Source organism: Streptosporangium sp. NPDC049078 (assembly GCF_040648855.1).
Lineage (GTDB): Bacteria > Actinomycetota > Actinomycetes > Streptosporangiales > Streptosporangiaceae > Streptosporangium.
In genome coordinates, this window is sequence record NZ_JBEZEL010000019.1 from 122,690 (window position 1) to 146,359 (window position 23,670).

Annotated in this window: 1 protein-coding gene; it reads left to right on the top strand. The window is 71.1% G+C overall.

The genetic code is table 11. The features are described from left to right. Positions 1-112: 112 nt before the first annotated feature. The gene (locus tag AB0B90_RS29975; protein WP_362925885.1) at positions 113-23,632 is read left to right on the top strand and encodes an SDR family NAD(P)-dependent oxidoreductase; all 23,520 of its coding nucleotides are present in this window, start codon (positions 113-115) and stop codon (positions 23,630-23,632) included. Positions 23,633-23,670 lie beyond the last annotated feature (38 nt).

Sequence of the window (23,670 nt, forward strand, 5' to 3'; positions counted from 1 at the left end):
GTGCGGAGAGGGCCGTGGTGACTGACGCGATCGACGCGGCGGTGGTGGGTGTCCTGGTACCGGCGACGCCGGACGCAGGTTTCCCGACCCCGCCCGACGTACGGAGGCTGTGATGGATACGCCCAGTGAGCAGGTCGTACAGGCGCTCCGGACCTCCATGAAGGAGGCCGAACGGCTAAGGCGTCAGTACCAGAAGCTGGTCGCGGTCACCACGGAACCGATCGCCATCGTGGCGATGAGCTGCCGGTTCCCCGGCGGGGTGTCCTCGCCCGAGGATCTGTGGCGGCTGATCGCCGAAGGTGGTGACGCCACCTCGGGCTTCCCGTCCGACCGCGACTGGGATCTCGACCTGCTGGCGGCCCGCGATTCGGACGGCCGGCCTCGGAGTGACACCGACAAGGGCGCCTTCATCAGCGACGTCGCGGACTTCGACCCCGGTTTCTTCGGGATCTCGCCGCGCGAGGCGCTCGCGATGGATCCGCAGCAGCGACTCCTTCTTGAGGTGTCGTGGGAGGCCGTCGAGCGGGCCGGGATCAACGCGGCCAAGCTGCGCGGTAGCCGTACCGGGGTCTTCGTCGGCATGAGCGGCCAGGACTACTCCTATCTGATGGTCGGCTCACTGGCCGACCTCGAGGGCAACATCGGGACCGGCATGGGCGCGGCCGCGGCCTCCGGCCGGCTCTCGTACACGCTTGGCCTGGAGGGGCCGGCGGTGACGGTGGACACGGCCTGCTCGTCGTCGCTGGTGGCGGTGCACCTGGCGACGCAGGCGCTGCGCAGCGGTGAGTGCTCGCTGGCGCTGGCGGGCGGGGTGACCGTGATGGCCACCCCAGGTGCGTTCGTGGAGTTCACCCGGCAGGGCGGGCTGGCGCCCGACGGCCGGTGCAAGGCGTTCGCCGACGCGGCGGACGGCACGGGTTGGGCCGAGGGCGTGGGCGTGCTGGTCCTGGAGCGGCTGTCGGACGCCCAGCGCAACGGCCATCAGGTCCTCGCGGTCCTGCGCGGGTCGGCGGTGAACCAGGACGGCGCCTCCAACGGCTTCACCGCGCCGAACGGTCCTTCGCAGCAGCGGGTGATCCGCCAGGCGCTGGGCAGCGCCGGGCTGAACCCCGCCGACGTGGACGTGGTGGAGGCGCACGGCACGGGTACGACGCTGGGTGACCCGATCGAGGCGCAGGCGCTGCTCGCGACCTATGGTCAGGATCGGTCGGAGGATCGGCCGCTGCTGTTGGGTTCGGTGAAGTCGAACCTGGGTCACACGCAGGCGGCGGCCGGTGTGGCGGGTGTGATGAAGATGGTGCTCGCGATGCGGCACGGGGTGCTGCCTCGGACGTTGCACGTGGACGCGCCGTCCTCGCACGTGGACTGGTCGGCCGGTGCGGTGAGGTTGCTGACCGAGCCGACGCGGTGGCCGCAGGTGGAGCGGCCGTGGCGGGCGGGAGTGTCCTCGTTCGGTCTCACCGGCACCAACGCGCACGTGATCATCGAGCAGGCGCCGCACGACAAGCGAATCGAGGTGAACACGGAGGACTGGTATCCGGCGGTGACCCCGGATGTGCCCCCGGTGCTGATCTCCGGTCGTACGGCGGAGGCGCTGCGGGCACAGGCCGAACGGCTGGTGTCACACCTGGACGCCGAACCTGATTTTGATCTGACCGACATCGCCTTCTCCCTCGTCTCGACGCGATCGGTCTTCGAGCACCGGGCCGCCGTACTGGCCGGTGCGCGCGAGGATGTCGTGGCCGGGCTACGAGCCGCGGCCGAGGGCCGACCGGGCGCGGGCGTCCTGCTGGGACAGAGCGGACGGCAGGGCAAGGTCGCGTTCCTGTTCACCGGTCAGGGCAGTCAGCGGGCCGGGATGGGTCGGGAGTTGTATGACCGGTTCCCGGTGTTCGCCGAGGCGTTGGACGAGGTGTTCGCCGAGTTCGAGCCGCTGCTGGACGGGTCGTTGCGTGAGGTGGTGTTCGCCGAGCCGGGGTCTGCGGAGGCGGAGGCGCTGGATCGGACCGGCTGGGCGCAGCCGGCGTTGTTCGCGGTGGAGACGGCGTTGTTCCGGTTGGTGTCCTCGTGGGGGGTGCGGCCGGATGTGCTGGCCGGTCACTCGGTCGGGGAGATCACGGCGGCGCATGTGGCGGGGGTGTTGTCGCTGAAGGACGCGTGCGCGCTGGTGGCGGGTCGGGCGCGGTTGATGCAGGCGTTGCCCGAGGGTGGGGCGATGGTGGCGGTCCAGGTCGCCGAGGAGCAGGTTGTCGAGCTGCTGGCCGGGCGTGAGGGTGAGGTGTCGGTCGCGGCGGTGAACGGCCCCGCGTCGGTGGTGATCTCCGGCGTTGAGGAGGCGGTGCTGGCCGTCGCGGCCGAGTTGGATGCTCGGGGAGTTCGGACGAAGCGGTTGCGGGTGTCGCACGCGTTCCACTCGCCGCTGATGGACCCGATGCTGGAGGACTTCCGCACCCTGGCCCGGACACTGACCTACGACCCGCCGCGAATCCCGATGGTCTCGACCCTGACCGGGGAACCCGCCACGGCAGAGCAGTTGTGCTCGCCGGATTACTGGGTGGAGCAGGTCCGGGGCGCGGTTCGCTTCGCCGACGGCATCCGTACCCTGCACGGCCAGGGCGTGCGCGCCTACCTGGAGCTCGGCCCCGATGGGGTGCTCGCCGCGATGGCGTCCGACACCCTCGCCGCCGAGGATCGGCCCGTCGCGGACGTGGTGGCCGGGGCGGACGCGGTGGCGGTGCCGGTGCTGCGCGGGGACCGGGACGAGCAGTCGGCGATCATGACGGCTCTCGCCGAACTGCACGTGCGTGGCGTGACGGTGGACTGGGAGGCGGTGCTCGCGGGCGGGCGCCGGGTGGCGCTGCCGACGTACGCGTTCCAGCGCCGGCGTTTCTGGCCCGACGGCGCGGGTGCGCGGGTGGGGAACCTGGCGGCCGCCGGGTTGGCGGCCACCGGCCATCCGCTGCTGGGTGCGGCGGTCGGGCTGGCCGGCTCCGACGGGGTGCTGCTGACCGGTCGTCTGTCGCTGGGGTCGCATCCGTGGCTGGCCGACTACGTGGTGATGGGTTCGGTGATGGTGCCGGGCAGCGTGTTCGTGGAACTGGTCGTGCGGGCGGGGGACCAGGCCGGCTGCGATGTGATCGAGGAGCTGACCCTGACCACGCCGCTGGTGCTGGGTGAGCGGGACGCGGTCGCGGTGCAGGTGTGGGTGGGGTCGGCCGACGAGTCGGGTCGGCGTGAGGTGAGCGTTCACGCCCGGTCGGCCGAGGCGGCCGATGAGGAGCCGTGGGTCGAGCACGCGACCGGTGTGCTGACGGCCGGAGACCGCGCCGCTGTGTCGTTCGAGACGGAGGTTTGGCCGCCGCGGGGTGCGTCGGTGATCGAGTTGGACGGGGTGTACGAAGGGCTCGCCGCGAGCGGGTTGGAGTACGGCCCGGTGTTCCAGGGGCTGCGGGCGGCCTGGCGCGGCGCCGACGGTGAGGTGTTCGCGGAGGTTGTGCTGCCTGAGCAGGTGGTGTCGGGTGCGGGGTCGTTCGGGGTGCATCCGGCGTTGTTGGATGCGGTGTTGCATGCGGTGCCGTTCGTGGGGTTGGACGATGCCGAGGGTGGGCGGTTGCCGTTCTCCTGGGAGCAGGTGTGTCTGCACGCGGGCGGGGCGTCGGTGCTGCGGGTGCGGCTGGCCAGGACGGGCGCGGATTCGGTGTCGCTGCTGGCGGCGGATGTGACGGGTGCGCCGGTGGTGTCGGCGCGGTCGTTGGTGTTGCGGCCGGTCGGCTCTGAGGTGGTGGCCGCTTCTGTTGGGGGTGCGGGTAGGGATGCTTTGTTCCAGGTGGAGTGGACGCCGCTGGTGGGTCTCCCGGCGGCTGACGCGCTCCCGACGGCGGTACTCGGCCAGGACACGTTGGGTGTCGCCGCCACGCTGCGGGCGGGCGGGGATTCGGGTGGGGATCCGGTGCCGGTTCACGTGGATCTGCTGTCGCTGGTTGAGGCGGGGCCGGTGCCGGGTGTGGTGCTGGCGGAAGCGGTCTCCGGCCGGGTCGGCGGGGTCGCGGAGTCGGTGCACGAGCTGACCTCGCATGTTCTGGACGTGCTGCAGGGGTGGCTGGCCGATGACCGGTGCGCCGATTCGCGCCTGGTGTTCGTCACCCGGGGTGGGGTCGTGGCCGGTGAGGACGGCGAAAAGGCGCCGGACCCGGTCGTGGCGGCGGCGCGAGGGCTCGTCCGCAGTGCCCAGTCGGAGAATCCTGGCCGGTTCGTCCTGGTCGACATCGACGACGAACTGTCCTCGTCCGTACTGGCCGGAGTGCTGGCCTCCGGTGAGCCGCAGGTGGCGGTGCGCGGGGGTGAGGTGTGGGTGCCGAGGCTGGCGCGGGTGACGCCGGATTCGAACGCCGGTGGCGACGTCCGCTCGTGGGATCCCGAGGGGACGGTGTTGATCACTGGTGGTACCGGTGGTCTGGGGGCGTTGTTCGCGCGGCATGTGGTGGCCGAGCGTGGGATACGGCACCTGCTGCTGGTGAGTCGGCGGGGGTTGGACGCTCCGGGTGCGGTGGAGTTGCGGGCGGAGTTGATCGCGCACGGGGTCGAGGTCACGGTCGCGGCGTGCGATGTGGCCGATCGCGATCAGGTGGCGGCGCTGCTGGCCGAGGTGCCGGAGGAACACCCGTTGACGGCGGTGATCCACACGGCGGGTGTGCTGGCCGATGGGACGATCCCGTCGTTGTCGGCCGAGGATCTGGATGTGGTGTTGCGGCCGAAGGTGGATGCGGCGTGGCATCTGCACGAGCTGACCCAAGGTCAGGATCTGGCGGAGTTCGTGGTGTTCTCGTCGGTGGCGGGGACGTTCGGTGGGGCGGGGCAGGGCAACTACGCGGCGGCGAACGCGTTCTTGGACGCGTTGGTGGGGGTGCGTCGGGCTGAGGGGTTGGCGGGGTTGTCGTTGGTGTGGGGGGCGTGGGGTCGTGAGGCCGGCATGACGGGTGGGTTGGGTGAGGTGGATCTGCGGCGGTTGGCGCGTTCGGGGATGGTGGCGTTGTCGGCTGAGCAGGGGTTGGGGTTGTTCGAGGCGGCGGTGGGTTCGGGTGGTTCGGTGGTGGTGGCGGCGCGGTTCGATGTGGGGGCGGTGCGGGCCGGTGGTGAGGTGCCGCATTTGTTGCGGGGGTTGGTGCGGGGGGTTCGCCGGTCGGCGGTGTCGGGTGTGGGTGTCGGTGATGGTGTGTTGGTGGGTCGGTTGGTGGGGTTGGGTGAGGCTGATCGGGTGCGGTTGGTGGTGGAGGTGGTGCGGGCGCAGGTGGCGATGGTGTTGGGGCATGCTTCGCCGGAGTCGGTGGAGGTGCGCCGGGAGTTTCGGGAGTTGGGTTTCGACTCGTTGACCTCGGTGGAGTTGCGTAATCGGTTGAACGCGGCGACCGGGCTGAGGCTGCCGGCGACGTTGGTGTTCGATTATCCGACTCCGGTGGTGTTGGCGGAGTTCCTGCTGGGTGAGCTGCTCGGCGAACGAGCCGGCGTGATCATCCCCGCGTCCGTGATGCCGGTGGCCGACGACCCGATCGTGATCGTGGGCATGGCATGCCGTTATCCGGGCGGGGTGTCCTCGCCGGAGGATCTGTGGCGGTTGGTGGCCGAGGGCGGGGACGGGATCTCGTCTTTCCCGACGACGCGCGGCTGGGATCTGGCCGCTTTCTACAGCCCGGACCGCGAGAGGCCCGGCACCAGTTACGTACGTGAGGGTGGGTTCCTGCACGAGGCCGGGGAGTTCGATCCCGGGTTCTTCGGGATCTCGCCGCGTGAGGCGCTCGCGATGGACCCGCAGCAGCGCCTGCTGCTGGAGACCACCTGGGAGGCGATCGAGCGGGCGGGCATGGACCCGATCTCGCTGAAGGGCAGCCGCACCGGCGTGTTCGCCGGAGTGTCGTATCACGACTACGCGTCCAGCGTGGAGTTCCCGCCGGATGTGATGAGCTTCTTCGGTACCGGCAACGCCGGGAGTGTGCTGTCGGGGCGGATCTCGTACACGCTGGGCCTGGAGGGTCCCGCGATGACGGTGGACACCGCCTGCTCGTCCTCGCTGGTGGCGATGCATCTGGCGGCGCAGGCGCTGCGTTCGGGTGAGTGCTCGCTCGCGGTGGCCGGTGGTGTGACGGTGATGGCGTCGCCGGGTGCGTTCATCGACTTCAGCGCGCAGGGCGGACTGGCCGGCGACGCGCGGTGCAAGGCGTTCGCCGACGCGGCGGACGGCACGAGCTGGTCCGAAGGCATCGGGGTGCTGGTGCTGGAGCGGCTGTCGGACGCGCGCCGCAACGGCCACGAAGTACTCGCGGTGATGCGCGGCTCTGCGGTGAACCAGGACGGCGCGTCGAACGGCCTGACCGCGCCGAACGGTCCCTCTCAGCAGCGGGTGATCCGCCAGGCGCTCGCCGGCGCCGGACTGTCGTCGGCCGACGTGGACGTGGTGGAGGCGCACGGGACCGGCACCACGCTGGGTGACCCGATCGAGGCGCAGGCGCTGCTGGCGACCTACGGTCAGGATCGGCCGGAGGATCGGCCGCTGCTGCTGGGTTCGATCAAGTCGAACATCGGTCACACGCAGGCGGCTGCGGGTGTGGCGGGTGTGATGAAGATGGTGCTCGCGATGCGGCATGGTGTGCTGCCTCGGACGTTGCACGTGGACGCGCCGTCCTCGCACGTGGACTGGTCGGCCGGTGCGGTGAGGTTGCTGACCGAGCCGACGCGGTGGCCGCAGGTGGAGCGGCCGTGGCGGGCGGGTGTGTCCTCGTTCGGGATCAGCGGCACCAACGCGCACGTGATCATCGAACAGGGGCCGGAGGCGCCGGAACCCGAAGAGGTTTCGCGGAGCGAGGCACCTGCGGGCGTGCTGCCGGTGGTGGTGTCGGGTCGTACGGCGGAGGCGTTGCGGGCGCAGGCCGGGCGGTTGGCGTCGTTCCTGGAGGGTGAGCCCGGTCTGGGGCTGGCCGATGTGGCGTTCTCGCTGGCGACGACGCGGTCGGCGTTCGAGCATCGGGCGGTGCTGGTCGGCGACCGTGAGAGTGTGCCGGCCGGGCTGGGTGCGCTGGCCGAGGGTCTGCCGGGCGCGGGTGTGGTGCGCGGGCTGGCAGCGGGCGAACCGAAGCTGGCGTTCCTGTTCACCGGTCAGGGGTCGCAGCGGGCCGGGATGGGCCGGGAACTGTACGACCGTTTCCCGGTGTTCGCGCAGGCGCTGGACGAGGTGATCGCGAAGCTGGATCCGCTGCTGGAGAAGTTCGAGGGGGAGCCGGACAGCGAGGCGGCCGAGCATTACCGGAGTCGCTCGTTGCGTGAGGTGGTGTTCGCCGAGCCGGGGTCGGTTGAGGCGGGGTTGCTGGATCGGACGGGGTGGGCGCAGCCGGCGTTGTTCGCGGTGGAGACCGCGCTGTTCCGGCTGGTGGAGTCCTGGGGGATCCGGCCCGATGTGCTGACCGGTCACTCGATCGGAGAGATCACCGCCGCTCATGTGGCGGGGGTGTTGTCGCTGAAGGACGCGTGCGCGTTGGTGGCGGGTCGGGCGCGGTTGATGCAGGCGCTGCCTGCCGGTGGGGCGATGGTGGCGGTGGCGGCTTCCGAGGAGCAGGTCGCCGAGCTGCTGGTGGGGCGGGAGAAGGAGGTGTCGGTCGCGGCGGTGAACGGTCCGTCCTCGGTGGTGGTCTCCGGGGTTGAGGAGGCGGTGCTGGAGGTGGCCGCCGCTCTGGAGGAGCGGGGGGTGCGGACGAGGCGGTTGCGGGTGTCGCACGCGTTCCATTCGCCGTTGATGGATCCGATGCTGGAGGAGTTCCGGGCGGTGGCGGGGTCGCTGACCTACGGTGCGCCGAGGATTCCGGTCGTGTCGACGTTGACCGGGCAGGTGGCCGGTGCGGAGTGGTTGTGTTCGCCGGAGTACTGGGTGGAGCAGGTGCGCGCTGCGGTTCGCTTCGCCGACGGTGTCCGTACGCTGCACGCTCAGGGGGTTCAGGCGTATCTGGAGCTGGGCCCCGACGGTGTGCTCGCCGCGATGGCGTCCGACACCCTCGCCGAGTTTGCCGGTTCCGATCCGAGGGCCGAGGGCTCTTCTGTCGCGTTCGCGGGTGAAACGGGCGCGGTGGCGGTGCCGGTGCTGCGCGGGGACAGGGACGAGCAGTCGGCGATCATGACGGCTCTCGCCGAGCTGCACGTGCGTGGCGTGGCGATCGGTTGGGAAGCGGTGCTCGCGGGCGGGCGCCGGGTGGAGTTGCCGACCTATGCCTTCCAGCACCAGTGGTTCTGGCCGAGTGTCGGGCGAATCGCGGATGCTCGCGGTCTGGGACAGGAGGCGGCGGGCCATCCGCTGCTGAGCGCGGCCGTGGGCCTGGCCGATTCCGGTGACGCGCTGCTGACGGGACGGTTGTCGCTGCGGTCGCATCCGTGGCTGGCGGATCACGCGGTGGGCGGGATGGTGATCTTCCCGGGTACCGGCTTCCTGGAGCTGGCGATCCGCGCGGGTGACCAGGTCGGCTGCGACCTGGTCGAGGAGCTGACCCTGACCACGCCGCTGGTACTGGGTGAGGACGACGCGGTCGCGGTGCAGGTGCGGGTGGGGCCGGCCGACGAGTCCGGGCGGCGTGAGGTGAGCGTCCATGCCCGGCCGGCCGATGCCGGTGATCACGATGGCTGGGTGCGGCATGCCTCGGGTGTGCTGGCGAGCGGTGGCCACGTCGGGGAAGACCGAGGGCAGGTCACGGGGGCCGGTGGTGAGGTCGTCACGCGTTTCGAGACGGAGGTTTGGCCGCCGCGGGGTGCGTCGGTGATCGAGTTGGACGGGGTGTATGAGGGGTTGGCTGAGGGTGGGTTGGAGTACGGCCCGGTGTTTCGGGGGTTGAGGAGGGCGTGGCGGGGTTCTGAGGGTGAGGTGTTCGCGGAGGTTGTGCTGCCTGAGCAGGTGGTGTCGGGTGCGGGGTCGTTCGGGGTGCATCCGGCGTTGTTGGATGCGGTTTTGCATGCGGTGCCGTTCGTGGGGTTGGACGAGGCTGAGGGTGGGCGGTTGCCGTTCTCGTGGGGTGGGGTGTGTTTGCATGCGGGTGGGGCGTCGGTGTTGCGGGTGCGGTTGGTGAGGACTCGGGGTGATGCGGTTTCTGTGGTGGCGGTGGATGGGGGTGGGGGTTTGGTGGTGTCGGCGCGGTCGTTGGTGTTGCGGCCGGTGGCGTCGGAGGTGTTGGCCACCTCTGGTGGGGGTGCGGGTAGGGATGCTTTGTTCCAGGTGGAGTGGACGTCGTCGGTGGATCTCCCGGCGGCTGACGCGCTCCCGACGGCGATACTCGGCCAGGACGTTCTGGACATCACCCGCGCTTGGCAGGCGACCGGACGAGCGGCCTCCACGCATGCGGATCTGGCGTCGCTGGTTGAGGCGGGGCCGGTGCCGGGTGTGGTGCTGATGGAGGCGGTCTCGGATCCGGCGGGCGAAGTGGTGGAGTCGGCGCATGCGCTGACCGCTCGCGTTCTGGACGTGGCGCAGGGGTGGCTGGCCGATGACCGGTTCGCCGATTCGCGCCTGGTGGTGGTGACCAGGGAAGCGGTGACGGCAGGGGACGGCGAGGTGGTGGCCGACCTGGCGGCCGCGGCGGTGTGGGGTTTGGTGCGCTCCGCGCGGCTGGAGAATCCTGACCGGTTCGTACTGGTGGACGTGGACGGACGGGAGTCTTCGCTGTCGGCACTGCCCGGTGTGCTCGCCGGGGTGTTGGCCTCAGGCGAGCCGCAGGTGGCGGTGCGCGATGGTGAGGTGCGGGTGGCGCGGCTGTCGCGGCTGGTGCCCGGCTCTCCCTCTGAGGGGGAGGCGAGCGGAGTCTGGAACCCCGAGGGGACGGTGTTGATCACTGGTGGTACCGGTGGTCTGGGGGGTTTGTTCGCGCGGCATGTGGTGGCCGAGCGTGGGGTGCGGCGTCTGCTGCTGACCAGTCGCCGGGGGTTGGACGCTCCCGGTGCGGTGGAGTTGCAGGCGGAGTTGATCGCGCACGGGGTCGAGGCCGAGGTCGTCGCGTGTGATGTGGCCGATCGCGATCAGGTGGCCGCGCTGCTGGCGGGGATCGATGCCGCTCATCCGTTGACGGCGGTGATCCACACGGCGGGTGTGCTGGCCGATGGGACGATCCCGTCGTTGTCGGCCGAGGACCTGGATGTGGTGTTGCGGCCGAAGGTGGATGCCGCCTGGCATCTGCACGAGCTGACCCAAGACGAGGATCTGGCGGAGTTCGTGGTGTTCTCGTCGGTGGCGGGGACGTTCGGTGGGGCGGGGCAGGGTAACTACGCGGCGGCGAACGCGTTCCTGGACGCGCTGGCGGAGTATCGGCGCGGGCTGGGGCTGACCGGGCGTTCGCTGGCGTGGGGGGCGTGGGGTCGTGAGGCCGGCATGACGGGTGGGTTGGGTGAGGTGGATCTGCGGCGGTTGGCGCGTTCGGGGATGGTGGCGTTGTCGGCTGAGCAGGGGTTGGGGTTGTTCGAGGCGGCGGTGGGTTCGGGTGGGTCGGTGGTGGTGGCGGCGCGGTTCGATGTGGGGGCGGTGCGGGCCGGTGGTGAGGTGCCGCATTTGTTGCGGGGGTTGGTGCGGGGGGTTCGCCGGTCGGCGGTGTCGGGTGTGGGTGTGGGTGATGGTGTGTTGGTGGGTCGGTTGGTGGGGTTGGGTGAGGCTGATCGGGTGCGGTTGGTGGTGGAGGTGGTGCGGGCGCAGGTGGCGATGGTGTTGGGGCATGCTTCGCCGGAGTCGGTGGAGGTGCGCCGGGAGTTTCGGGAGTTGGGTTTCGACTCGTTGACCTCGGTGGAGTTGCGTAATCGGTTGAATGCGGCGACCGGGCTGAGGCTGCCGGCGACGTTGGTGTTCGATTATCCGACTCCGGTGGTGTTGGCGGAGTTCCTGCTGGGTGAGCTGCTCGGCGAACGAGCCGACGTGATCATTCCGACCACGCTCGCATCGGTCTCGGACGACCCCATCGTCATCGTGTCGATGGCATGCCGCTATCCGGGCGGAATCACGTCTCCGGAGGACCTGTGGCGGCTGGTCGACGAAGGCGGGGACGGGATCTCGTCGTTCCCGACAACGCGCGGCTGGGATCTGGCCGCTTTCTACAGCCCCGATCGGGAGAGCCGGGGGACCAGTTATGTGCGTGAGGGGGGGTTCCTGCACGAGGCCGGGGAGTTCGATCCGGGGTTCTTCGGGATCTCGCCGCGTGAGGCGCTGGCGATGGACCCGCAGCAGCGACTGTTGCTGGAGACGTCGTGGGAGGCGGTCGAGCGGGCCGGGATCGACCCGCTCTCGCTGCGTGGCAGCCGTACCGGCGTGTTCGCCGGGATCATGTACCACGACTACGCGTCCAGTGTGGAGCTGCCGCCGGAGGCGATGAGCTTCTTCGGCATCGGTAACGCCGGGAGCGTGCTGTCGGGGCGGATCTCGTACACGCTGGGCCTGGAAGGTCCCGCGATGACGGTGGACACGGCGTGTTCATCGTCTCTCGTCACGATTCACCTGGCGGCGCAGGCGCTGCGCAGCGGTGAGTGCTCGCTGGCGCTGGCCGGTGGTGTGACGGTGATGGCGTCGCCGGGTGCGTTCATCGACTTCAGCGCGCAGGGCGGGCTGGCCGGCGACGGGCGCTGCAAGTCTTTCTCTGACGCGGCCGACGGGGTGAGCTGGGCCGAGGGCGCGGGCATGGTCGTGCTGGAGCGGCTGTCGGACGCGCGCCGCAACGGCCACGAGGTGCTCGCGGTGGTACGCGGCTCTGCGGTGAACCAGGACGGCGCCTCCAACGGCCTGACCGCGCCGAACGGTCCGTCTCAGCAGCGGGTGATCCGTCAGGCCCTGGCCGGGGCGGGTTTGAAACCCTCCGAGGTCGACGCGGTGGAAGGTCACGGCACCGGTACCACGCTGGGTGACCCGATCGAGGCGCAGGCGCTGCTCGCGACCTACGGTCAGGATCGGCCGGAGGATCGGCCGCTGCTGCTGGGTTCGATCAAGTCGAACATCGGTCACGCCCAGGCGGCCGCGGGGGTGGCGGGTGTGATGAAGATGGTGCTCGCGATGCGGCACGGGGTGCTGCCTCGGACGTTGCACGTGGACGCGCCGTCCTCGCACGTGGACTGGTCGGCCGGTGCGGTGAGGTTGCTGACCGAGCCGACGCGGTGGCCGCAGGTGGAGCGGCCGTGGCGGGCAGGGGTGTCCTCGTTCGGGATCAGCGGCACCAACGCGCATGTGATCATCGAGCAGTTCCCCGAGTCAGAAGCCGAGGAGCCGGAGGCTCCGCGAGGCGAGGTCGAGCCGGACGTGGTGCCGGTGCTGGTGTCGGGAAGATCCGCGGGGGCGTTGCGGGCGCAGGCCGGGCGGTTGGCGTCGTTCCTGGAAGGTGAGACCGATCTCGGTCTGGCCGATGTGGCGTTCTCGCTGGCGACGACGCGCTCGGCGTTCGATCATCGGGCGGTGGTGGTCGGCGACCGTGAGAGTGTTCTCGCCGGGTTGGGTGCGCTGGCCGGGGACCTGCCGGGTGCGGGTGTGGTGCGCGGGGTGGCAGCGGGCGAGCTGAAGCTGGCGGTGTTGTTCACCGGTCAGGGCAGCCAGCGGGCCGGGATGGGCCGGGAGCTGTACGAGCGGTTCCCGGTGTTCGCCGAAGCCTTGGACGAGGTGTTCGCCGAGTTCGAGCCGCTGCTGGACGGGTCGTTGCGTGAGGTGGTGTTCGCCGAGCCGGGGTCTGCGGAGGCGGAGGCGCTGGATCGGACCGGCTGGGCGCAGCCCGCGCTGTTCGCGGTGGAGACCGCGCTGTTCCGGCTGGTGTCCTCGTGGGGGATCCGGCCCGATGTGCTGGCCGGGCACTCGGTCGGGGAGATCGCCGCTGCTCATGTGGCCGGGGTGTTGTCGCTGCAGGACGCGTGTGCGTTGGTGGCGGCGCGGGCGCGGTTGATGCAGGCGTTGCCCGAGGGTGGGGCGATGGTGGCGGTCCAGGTCGCCGAGGAGCAGGTTGTCGAGCTGCTGGCCGGGCGGGAGAAGGAGGTGTCGGTCGCGGCGGTGAACGGCCCCGCGTCGGTGGTGGTCTCCGGGGTGGAGGAGGCGGTGCTGGAGGTGGCCGCGGCCCTGGAGGAGCGGGGAGTGCGGACGAAGCGGTTGCGGGTGTCGCACGCGTTCCACTCGCCGCTGATGGACCCGATGCTGGAGGACTTCCGCACCCTGGTCCGGACGCTGTCCTACGACCCGCCGCGAATCCCGGTGGTCTCGACCCTGACCGGGGAACCCACCACCGACGAGCAGCTGTGTTCGCCCGACTACTGGGTGGAGCAGGTCCGGGGCGCGGTCCGCTTCTCCGACGGCGTCCGCACCCTGCACGACCAGGGCGTGCGCGCCTACCTGGAGCTGGGCCCCGACGGGGTGCTCACCGCGATGGCCGACGACACCCTGAGGGTGCTCGCCGATTCGGACGAGGCCGCCCGTTCCCAGGTGGCAGAGGACTCAGGCGCCCACCACCCCGCCACGGGCACGAACGCGGATGCGAATCCTCTGCTCGTATCGGTGCTGCGGAGAAACCGCGATGATCAGTCGGCGATCCTGGCGGCGCTGGCCGAGCTGCACGTGCACGGGGTACCGCTCGACTGGCAGGCGGTGCTCGCGGGCGGGCGCCGGGTGGCGCTGCCCACCTACGCCTTCCAGCGTCAGCAGTTCTGGCCGACCGGTAAGCGCGCCGGGGACGCTCGTGGCCTGGGTCTGGCCGCGGCCGAGCATCCGCTGCTGGGCGCCGCCGTTCGCCTCGCCGACTCCGATGGCGTACTGCTGACCGGGCGGTTGTCGTCGCAGTCGCACCCGTGGCTGGCCGATCACGTCGTGGCCGGGATGGTGTTCTTCCCCGGTACCGGCTTCCTGGAGCTGGCGGTGCGGGCGGGTGACCAGGTCGGCTGCGACCTGGTGGAGGAGCTGACGCTGGCGACGCCGCTGGTGCTGGGTGAGGACGACGCGGTCGCGGTGCAGGTGTCGGTGGGTGCCCCGGACGAGTCGGGCAGGCGCGTGCTCGGCATCTATGCCCGCCCGGCCGAGGCCGAGGATCACGTGCCGTGGATCCGGCACGCCACCGGCACGCTGACGACCAGGGGCGAGGGCGACGGCCAGGCTGCCGCGTTCGACGCCACGGTGTGGCCCCCCGAGGGGGCGACCGCGATCGGGCTGGACGGGTTGTACGGCCGGCTCGCCGAGGGCGGACTCGCCTACGGGCCGGTGTTCCAGGGACTGAAAGCCGCCTGGCGCGGCCAGGACGGCGAGGTTTTCGCCGAGATCGCCCTGCCCGAGCAGGAGACGTCGAACGCGGCTTCGTTCGGGTTGCATCCGGCGCTGCTGGACGCGGCGTTGCACGCGGTGCCGTTCGCCGGGCTGGAGGCGACCGAGGGCGGAAGGCTGCCGTTCTCCTGGAGCGAGGTGAGTCTTCGCGCCGAAGGCGCGTCGGCGCTGCGCGTGCGGCTGGCCGTGACCGGCGCCGACTCCGTGTCGCTGACGGCGGTGGACGCCGTCGGCGCACCGGTGCTGTCGGCGCGCTCCCTGGTGCTGCGGCCGGTCTCGTCCGACCAGGTCGCCGCGGCCTCCCCCGACCGTGGGGTGGAGCGGGACTCGCTGTTCCGGCTGGACTGGGTCACCGTGCCGATGACGGTCTCCCCGGTGGACGCCGTGATCGGGTTGGAGGTGGCCGAGCTCACCGGCGACCTCGATTCGCTGGAACTGCCGTTCGGCAGGATGCCCGACCTGGTGACCGTCGAGATCGACACCGATGACTCCACGGACGTAGTGGAGGCGGCGCACGCGCTGACCACACGGGTTCTCGGCCTGCTTCAGCAGTGGCTGGCCGACGAGCGGTTCGGTGACTCGCGTCTGGTGTTCGTCACCCGGGGCGCGGTCGCGACCGATGACAGCGAGACCGTGTCGAACCCGGTCGCGGCCACCGTGTGGGGACTGGTCCGCAGCGCCGAGGCGGAAAACCCCGGCCGCTTCCTGCTGGCCGATGTGGAGGAGTACGAGACGGCCCTGTCCGCGCTGCCCGTCGTACTGGCTTCCGGTGAGCAGCAGGTGGCGGTGCGTGAGGGTGGGGTGCGGGTGCCGAGGTTGGCGTCGCTGACCTCGGGTGCGGGCCTGTTGCCTCCGGCCGGTGAGAAGGCGTGGCGGCTGGGCAGCCGGGCCAAGGGCAGCCTGGACGCGCTGGAGTTGTTGCCGTTCCCGCAGGCGGCCGAGCCCCTGGAGGCCGGACGGGTTCGGATGGCCGTGCACGCGGCGGGGGTGAACTTCCGTGACCTGCTGGACGGGTTGAACGCGCTGGGGTGGTTCCAGGACAGGGTCGGCCTGATGGGTGGTGAGGCCGCGGGCGTGGTGCTTGAGGTCGGTCCCGGCGTCGAGGACCTGCGGCCGGGGGATCGGGTGGTCGGCCTGGTCGAGGGCGGCTTCGGCCCGATGGCGATCACCAGCACCCAGGTCCGGGCGAAGATCCCCGACGGGATCTCCTTCGAACAGGCCGCGACGATCCCGGTGACGTTCCTCACGGCCTTCTACGGGCTGATGGATCTGGCCCGGTTGCGGGCGGGGGAGCGGCTGCTGGTGCACGCGGGCACCGGTGGTGTGGGCATGGCGGCGATCCAACTGGCGCAGCGGCTCGGGGTGGAGGTGTTCGCCACGGCCAGTCCGGCGAAGTGGGGCGTGCTGCGGTCGATGGGCATCTCCGACGATCACATCGCCTCGTCGCGCACCCTGGAGTTCGAGGAGCGGTTCCGGGAGGTGTGTGGTGAGCGGGGCGTCGATGTGGTGCTCAACTCGTTGACGGGTGAGTTCATCGACGCCTCGGCGCGTCTGCTGCGTCCGGGTGGCCGGTTCGTGGAGATGGGCAAGCTCGACATTCGTGAGCAGGAGAGTTTCCCGGGGTTGGAGTATCACTGGTTCGATGTGATGGATGCCGGCTCTGAGCGGCTGGAGCGGATTCTCGCCGAGTTGATGGAGTTGTTCGCGGCGGGTGAGTTGCGGCCGTTGCCGGTGACGGCGTGGGATGTGCGCCGGGGCCGGGAGGCGTTCCGGTTCATGAGCCAGGCGAAGCACACCGGCAAGATCGTGCTCACCATGCCTCGGCGCTGGGACGCGCAGGGCACGGTGTTGATCACCGGCGGCACCGGCGGTCTGGGCGCGGAGCTGGCCCGGCACCTGGTGGCCGAGCACGACGTACGGCACCTGCTGCTGGCCAGCCGCCGAGGTCTGGAGGCTCCGGGCGCGGTGGAGTTGCAGGCCGAGCTGATCGCGCACGGGGTCGAGGTCACCGTCGCGGCGTGTGACGTGGCCGACCGGGATCAGGTGGCCGAGGTGCTGGCCGGGGTTCCGGAGGAGCACCCGCTGACGGCGGTGATCCACACCGCGGGTGTGCTGGACGACGGCACGATCGCCTCGCTGACGCCGGAGCGGCTGGCCGGGGTGCTGCGGCCGAAGGTCGACGCCGCCTGGCACCTGCATGAACTCACCCGCGACATGGACCTGGTGGAGTTCGTGGTGTTCTCGTCGGTGGCGGGAACGTTCGGCGGGGCGGGGCAGGGCAACTACGCGGCGGGCAACGCGTTCCTGGACGCGCTGGTCCAGCACCGGAGAGCCGCGGGACTGCCGGCGGTGTCGCTCGCCTGGGGCCCGTGGTCGCAGGACGTCGGGATGACGAGCCGGATGTCGCAGGCGGACGTGCAGCGGTGGGGCATGAGCGGCCTGCTGCCCATCTCACCCCCGCAGGGCATGGCGCTGTTCGACGCGGCCATCGGGTCCGGTGCGCCGGCGGTGGCCCCTGTCCGCCTGAACATGCCGGCGCTGCGGGCGCACACGGAGCTGCCGCCGATGCTGAGCGGGCTGCTTCCCGCCGCACGCCGCTCGACGGCCGCCGCCCCGCAGGTGCGGAGCAAACTGCCGCAGAGGCTGGCCTCGCTGGGGACCGCGGAACGCATCGAGGTCCTGCTGGACGTGGTGCGGACCGAGGTGGCGCTGGTGTTGGGGCACACCACACCGGACACGGTGGAGGTGCGGCGTGAGTTCCGCGAGCTGGGCTTCGACAGCCTCACCGTGATCGAACTGCGTAACCGGCTGAACGCGGCGACGGGTCTGCGCCTGTCGGCCACGCTGGTGTTCGACTATCCGACGCCGACCGTGCTGGCCAGACACCTGCTCGACGAGCTCATGGGCGCGCAGGCGGAGGTTCAGGAGACGGCGCCGCCGGTGCTGCCGCCGGTGGACGACGACCCGATCGTGATCGTGAGCATGGCCTGCCGCTTCCCGGGCGGGGTGAACTCCGCCGAGGATCTGTGGCGGCTGGTGGCCGAGGGCGGGGACGGGATCAGCGGGTTCCCGACGACCCGCGACTGGGACCTCGACGGGCTGTACAACCCGGATCGGGAGAACCGCGGGACCAGCTACGTGCGTGAGGGTGGGTTCCTGCACGAGGCCGGGGAGTTCGATCCCGGGTTCTTCGGGATCTCGCCGCGTGAGGCGCTCGCGATGGACCCGCAGCAGCGACAGCTTCTTGAGGTCTCCTGGGAGGCGATCGAGCGGGCCGGAATCGACCCGGTCTCGCTGCATGGCAGCCGTACCGGCGTGTTCGCCGGGATGATGTACCACGACTACCGGTCGGGGCGCCTTGAGTTCCCCCCGGACGTGATGAGCTTCATGGGCACCGGCACCGCGGGAAGCGTGCTGTCCGGCCGGATCTCGTACACGCTGGGCCTGGAGGGTCCGGCGGTGACCGTGGACACCGCCTGTTCCTCCTCCCTGGTGGCGATCCACCTGGCGACGCAGGCGCTGCGCTCGGGTGAGTGCTCGCTCGCGGTGGCCGGTGGTGTGACGGTGATGGCGTCGCCGGGTGCGTTCATCGACTTCAGCGCGCAGGGCGGGCTGGCCGGCGACGGGCGCTGCAAGTCCTATTCGGACGCGGCCGACGGGGTGAGCTGGGCCGAGGGCGCGGGCATGGTCGTGCTGGAGCGGCTGTCGGACGCACGCCGCAACGGCCACCAGGTGCTCGCGGTGGTACGCGGGTCGGCGGTGAACCAGGACGGCGCCTCCAACGGCCTGACCGCGCCGAACGGCCCCTCCCAGCAGCGGGTGATCCGCCAGGCGCTCGCCGCCTCCGGGCTGTCGCCCGCCGAGGTCGACGCGGTCGAAGGGCACGGTACGGGCACGACGCTGGGTGACCCGATCGAGGCGCAGGCGCTGCTGGCCACCTATGGTCAGGACCGGCCGGAGGATCGGCCGCTGCTGCTGGGGTCGGTGAAGTCGAACATCGGTCACACCCAGGCCGCCGCCGGTGTCGCGGGTGTGATCAAGATGGTGATGGCTCTGCGGCACGGCGTGCTGCCTCGGACGCTGCACGTGGACGAGCCCTCCTCGCATGTGGACTGGTCTCTGGGTGCGGTGGAACTGCTGACCGAGACCACGCCCTGGCCTCGGACGGACCGCCCGTGGCGGGCGGGGGTGTCGTCGTTCGGGATCAGCGGCACCAACGCGCACATGATCCTGGAGCAGGGGCCGGAGGCACCGGAAGCGCCGGAAGGAGAGGGCGGGGCTCCGGCCGCGGGTGTGGTGCCGTGGGTGGTGTCGGCCCGCACCGATCAGGCGTTGCGCGCGCAGGCCGGACGCATGGTCTCGTACGTGGACGGCGAGCCCGATCTGAGCCTCGGCGATGTGGCGTTCTCACTGGCCACGACGCGGTCGGCGTTCGAGCACCGGGCGGTGGTGGTCGCCGGGGACCGGGCCGACGCGCTGGCCGGGCTGCGGGCCGTTGCCGAGGACCTGCCGGGTGCCGGTGTGGTGCGCGGGGTGGCAGCGGGCGAGCTGAAGCTGGCGGTGTTGTTCACCGGTCAGGGCAGCCAGCGGGCCGGGGTGGGCAGGGAGCTGTACGACCGTTTCCCGGTGTTCGCCGAGGCGCTGGACGCGGTGATCGCCGAGCTGGACCCGCTGCTGGACGGGTCGTTGCGTGAGGTGGTGTTCGCCGAGCCGGGATCGGCGGCGGCGGAGGCGCTGGATCGGACCGGGTGGGCGCAGCCGGCGCTGTTCGCGGTGGAGACGGCGCTGTTCCGGCTGGTGGAGTCGTGGGAGGTGCGGCCGAACGTGCTGGCCGGGCACTCGGTCGGGGAGATCGCCGCGGCTCATGTGGCCGGTGTGCTGTCGTTGCAGGACGCGTGTGCGTTGGTGGCGGCGCGGGCGCGGTTGATGCAGGCGCTGCCCGAGGGTGGGGCGATGGTGGCGGTCCAGGTCGCCGAGGAGCAGGTCGTCGAGTTGCTGGCCGGGCGGGAGAAGGAGGTGTCGGTCGCGGCGGTGAACGGCCCGTCCTCGGTGGTGATCTCCGGGGTCGAGGAGGCGGTGCTTGAGGTGGCCGCCGCCCTGGAGGAGCGGGGAGTGCGGACGAAGCGGCTGCGGGTGTCGCACGCCTTCCACTCGCCGCTGATGGACCCGATGCTGGAGGACTTCCGGGCGGTGGCCGGGAGGCTGACCTACGGTGCGCCGGAGATCCCGATCGTGTCCACGTTGACCGGGCGGGCGGCCACGGCCGAGCAGTTGTGCTCGCCGGAGTACTGGGTGGATCAGGTCCGCGGCGCGGTTCGTTTCGCCGACGGCGTGCGCACCCTGCACGGCCAGGGCGTGCGGGCCTACCTGGAGCTGGGCCCCGACGGGGTGCTCACCGCGATGGCCGCCGACACCCTCGCCACCGACGCGGAGGCGCACGAGTCGGACGCCGTGCTCGTGCCGATGCTGCGCAGGGACCGCGACGAGCAGGTCACGTCCATGACGGCGCTCGCCGAACTGCACGTGCACGGGGTGGAGATCGACTGGAAGGCCGTCCTTCCCGGCGCTCGCCGGGTCGACCTGCCGACGTACGCCTTCCAGCACCAGCGGTTCTGGCCCAGGAGGGTGAGGGCCGGCGTGGGCAACGTGGCCGCGGCCGGGTTGGCGACGGCCGGGCACCCGCTGCTGGGCGCCGCCGTGGGCCTCGCCGACTCCGACGGTGTGCTGCTGACCGGGCGGTTGTCGGTGCGATCGCACCCGTGGCTCGCCGATCACGTCGTGTCCGGAACGGTGCTCTTCCCGGGTACCGGTTTCCTGGAGCTGGCGGTGCGTGCCGGTGACCAGGTCGGGTGTGACCTGGTGGAGGAGCTCACCCTGACGGCGCCGCTGGTGCTGGGCGAGAGCGACGCCGTCGCGGTGCAGGTGTGGGTGGGCGCGGTTCAGGAGTCGGGCCACCGGAGCGTGAACGTCTACGCCCGGTCGGCCGAGGCGGCCGACGATGTGCCGTGGGTGCGGCATGCCACCGGCACGCTCGCGATCGGGATTTCCGAGGCCGCGCCGTTCGACGCGGGGGTGTGGCCTCCGCAGGGCGCGACCGCCGTCGAGTTGGACGAGTTGTACGAGAACCTGGCCGCCGGAGGGTTCGCGTACGGCCCGGTCTTCCGGAATCTCCGCGCCGCCTGGCACGGCGCGGACGGAGAGGTGTTCGCCGAGGTCGCGCTGCCTGAGCAGGTCGGTGACGCCGGTTCGTTCGGGATGCATCCGGCGCTGCTGGACGCGGCGCTGCACGCGGTGCCGTTCGTCGGGCTGGAGCCGGTCAAGGGCGGCCGGATGCCGTTCTCCTGGGGTGAGGTGAGCCTGCGCGCGGCCGGCGCGTCGATGCTGCGGGTGCGGCTGGCCAGGACGGGCGACGATTCCGTGTCGCTGGCGGCCGTGGACGCCGCCGGGGAACCGGTGCTGTCGGCGCGGTCGCTGGTGCTGCGTCCGGTCACGTCCGACCAGCTCGCCGTCGACGGCGGTCGTGGCGTGGAGCGGGACGGGCTGTTCCGGGTGGAGTGGAGCACACTGCCTGAGACGTCGGAATCGGCCACCGGGGTGAGCGTGGCCGAGACGACCGGAGACCTCGCTTCGCTGGATCCGGTGCCGGACGTGGTGACGTTCACCGTTGACTCCTCCGAGAACACCGGCGTGGTGGAGTCGGCGCACGCGGTGACGGCCGGGGTGCTGGATCTGCTGCGACGGTGGCTGGCCGATGAGCGGTTCGCCGACTCGCGGTTGGTGGTGGTGACGCGGGGTGCGGTGGCCGCGGGTGAGGGTGAGGCGGTCGCCGATCTGGCGGCCGCGGGAGTGTGGGGGTTGGTGCGCTCCGCGCAGTCGGAGAACCCGGGCCGGTTCGTGCTGGTCGACGTCGACACGGAGGTGCCTCTCGCCTCGTTGGCCGGGGTGCTGGCTTCCGGTGAGCCGCAGGTGGCGGTGCGTGAGGGTGGGGTGCGGGTGCCGAGGTTGGCGTCGCTGACCTCGGGTGCGGGTCTGTTGCCTCCGTCGGGTACGCCGTGGCGGTTGGGCAGCCGGGCCAAGGGCAGCCTGGACGCGTTGGAGTTGTTGCCGTTCCCGCAGGCGGGCGAGCCGTTGGAGGCCGGTCAGGTTCGGCTGGGGGTGCGTGCGGCGGGGGTGAACTTCCGTGACCTGCTGGACGGGTTGAACGCGCTGGGGTGGTTCCAGGACAAGGTCGGCCTGATGGGTGGCGAGGCCGCCGGTGTGGTGCTTGAGGTCGGCCCAGGGGTCGAGGACCTGCGCGTGGGTGACCGCGTGGTCGGCCTCACCGAGGGCGGCTTCGGTCCACTGGTCGTCGCCGAGGCGAAGACCTTGGCGAAGATTCCCGATGGGATCTCCTTCGAGGGGGCCGCGACGATCCCGGTGGTGTTCCTCACCACCTACTACGGGCTGATGGATCTGGCCCGGTTGCGGGCGGGCGAGCGGCTGCTCGTGCACGCGGGCACCGGTGGTGTGGGCATGGCGGCGATCCAACTGGCGCAGCGGCTCGGGGTGGAGGTCTTCGCGACCGCGAGTCCGGCGAAGTGGGACGTGCTGCGGTCGATGGGCATCCCCGACGATCACATCGCCTCGTCGCGCACCCTGGAGTTCGAGGAGCGTTTCCGGGAGGTGTGTGGTGAGCGGGGCGTCGATGTGGTGCTCAACTCGTTGACGGGTGAGTTCATCGACGCCTCGGCGCGTCTGCTGCGTCCGGGGGGCCGGTTCGTGGAGATGGGCAAGCTCGACATTCGTGAGCAGGAGAGTTTCCCGGGGTTGGAGTATCACTGGTTCGATGTGATGGATGCCGGCTCTGAGCGGCTGGAGCGGATTCTCGCCGAGTTGATGGAGTTGTTCGCGGCGGGTGAGTTGCGGCCGTTGCCGGTGACGGCGTGGGATGTGCGCCGGGGCCGGGAGGCGTTCCGGTTCATGAGCCAGGCGAAGCACACCGGCAAGATCGTGCTCACCATGCCTCGGCGCTGGGACGCGCAGGGCACGGTGTTGATCACCGGCGGTACGGGTGGTCTGGGCGCGGAGCTGGCCCGGCACCTGGTGGCCGAGCACGACGTACGGCACCTGCTGCTGGCCAGCCGCCGAGGCGCGGAGGCGGCCGGCGCGCGGGACCTGGAGCGTGAGCTGGCAGCGCGAGGCGCTCAGGTGACCGTGGCCGCCTGTGACGTGGCCGACCGCGATCAGGTGGCGGCGCTGCTGGCGGGGGTTCCGGAGGAGCATCCGCTGACGGCGGTGATCCACACCGCGGGTGTGCTGGACGACGGGACGATCGCCTCGCTCACGTCGGAGCGGCTGGCCGGGGTGCTGCGGCCGAAGGTGGACGCCGCCTGGCACCTGCACGAGCTGACCGAGGGCATGGATCTGGCCGGTTTCGTGGTGTTCTCCTCGCTCGCCGGGCTGATGGGCGGTGCGGGTCAGGGTAACTACGCGGCGGCGAACGCCTGGCTGGACGCGTTGACGGCGCGGCGCCGGGCTCAGGGATCGCCGGGGCTCTCGCTGGCCTGGGGACTGTGGGCGCAGACGACCGGGATCACCGAGGGCATGTCGCAGGCCGACGTGCAGCGGATGACCGCGGCCGGGTTGCCGCCGATCACCACCGAGCAGGGGCTGGCGCTGTTCGACGCGGCGATCGGGTCGGACTCACCACTCGTGATCCCGGTGCGGCTGAACCCGCCGACACTGCCGCAGGAGCAGGTGCCGCCGTTGTTCCGCGGCCTGGTGCGCGGTACCCGCCGTACGGCCGCCGCGCTCTCCGAGACCGGCGGTGACGGCGCGGGCGCGGCACTGTCCCGGCGACTCGCCGACCTGCCCCACCCCAAGCGGATCCGCATGCTGATCGACCTGGTCCGAGCCCAGGCCGCCGCCGTACTCGGACACCCCGACTCCACGGCGGTGGAGGTACGGCGCGAGTTCCGCGAGCTGGGCTTCGACTCGCTGACCGCGATCGAACTGCGCAACCGGCTCAACACCGCCACCGGGCTGCGGCTGCCCTCCACCCTCGTCTTCGACTACCCCACCCCCACCGTGCTCGCCGAACATCTCCTCGCGGAGATCGCTCCCGGAGAGACCGAGGTCGCGAAGCCCTCGTTGCTGGAGGACCTCGACCGGTTCGAGGCCGCCCTTTCCGAGGACACGATGGACGAAATCACTCGGAACGGCATCGCGACCCGGCTTCGGCAGCTGCTGGGCAAGGTGAGCGGCAGCGGCGCAGGAACTAGTGAAATCGCTGTCGCAGACATGCTCGAATCAGCGAGTGCCGAGGACCTTCTCGGCATCATCGAAAGCGAACTGGGTCACTTGAAAGAGCTGTGATCCCGGCTCGCCTCGGAGTACTTCGGAGGTACGCGCCG

Bases quoted from the DNA above. Each gene is read 5' to 3' on its own strand.
- AB0B90_RS29975 (WP_362925885.1), top strand. From the start codon at position 113: ATGGATACGCCCAGTGAGCAGGTCGTACAGGCGCTCCGGACCTCCATG.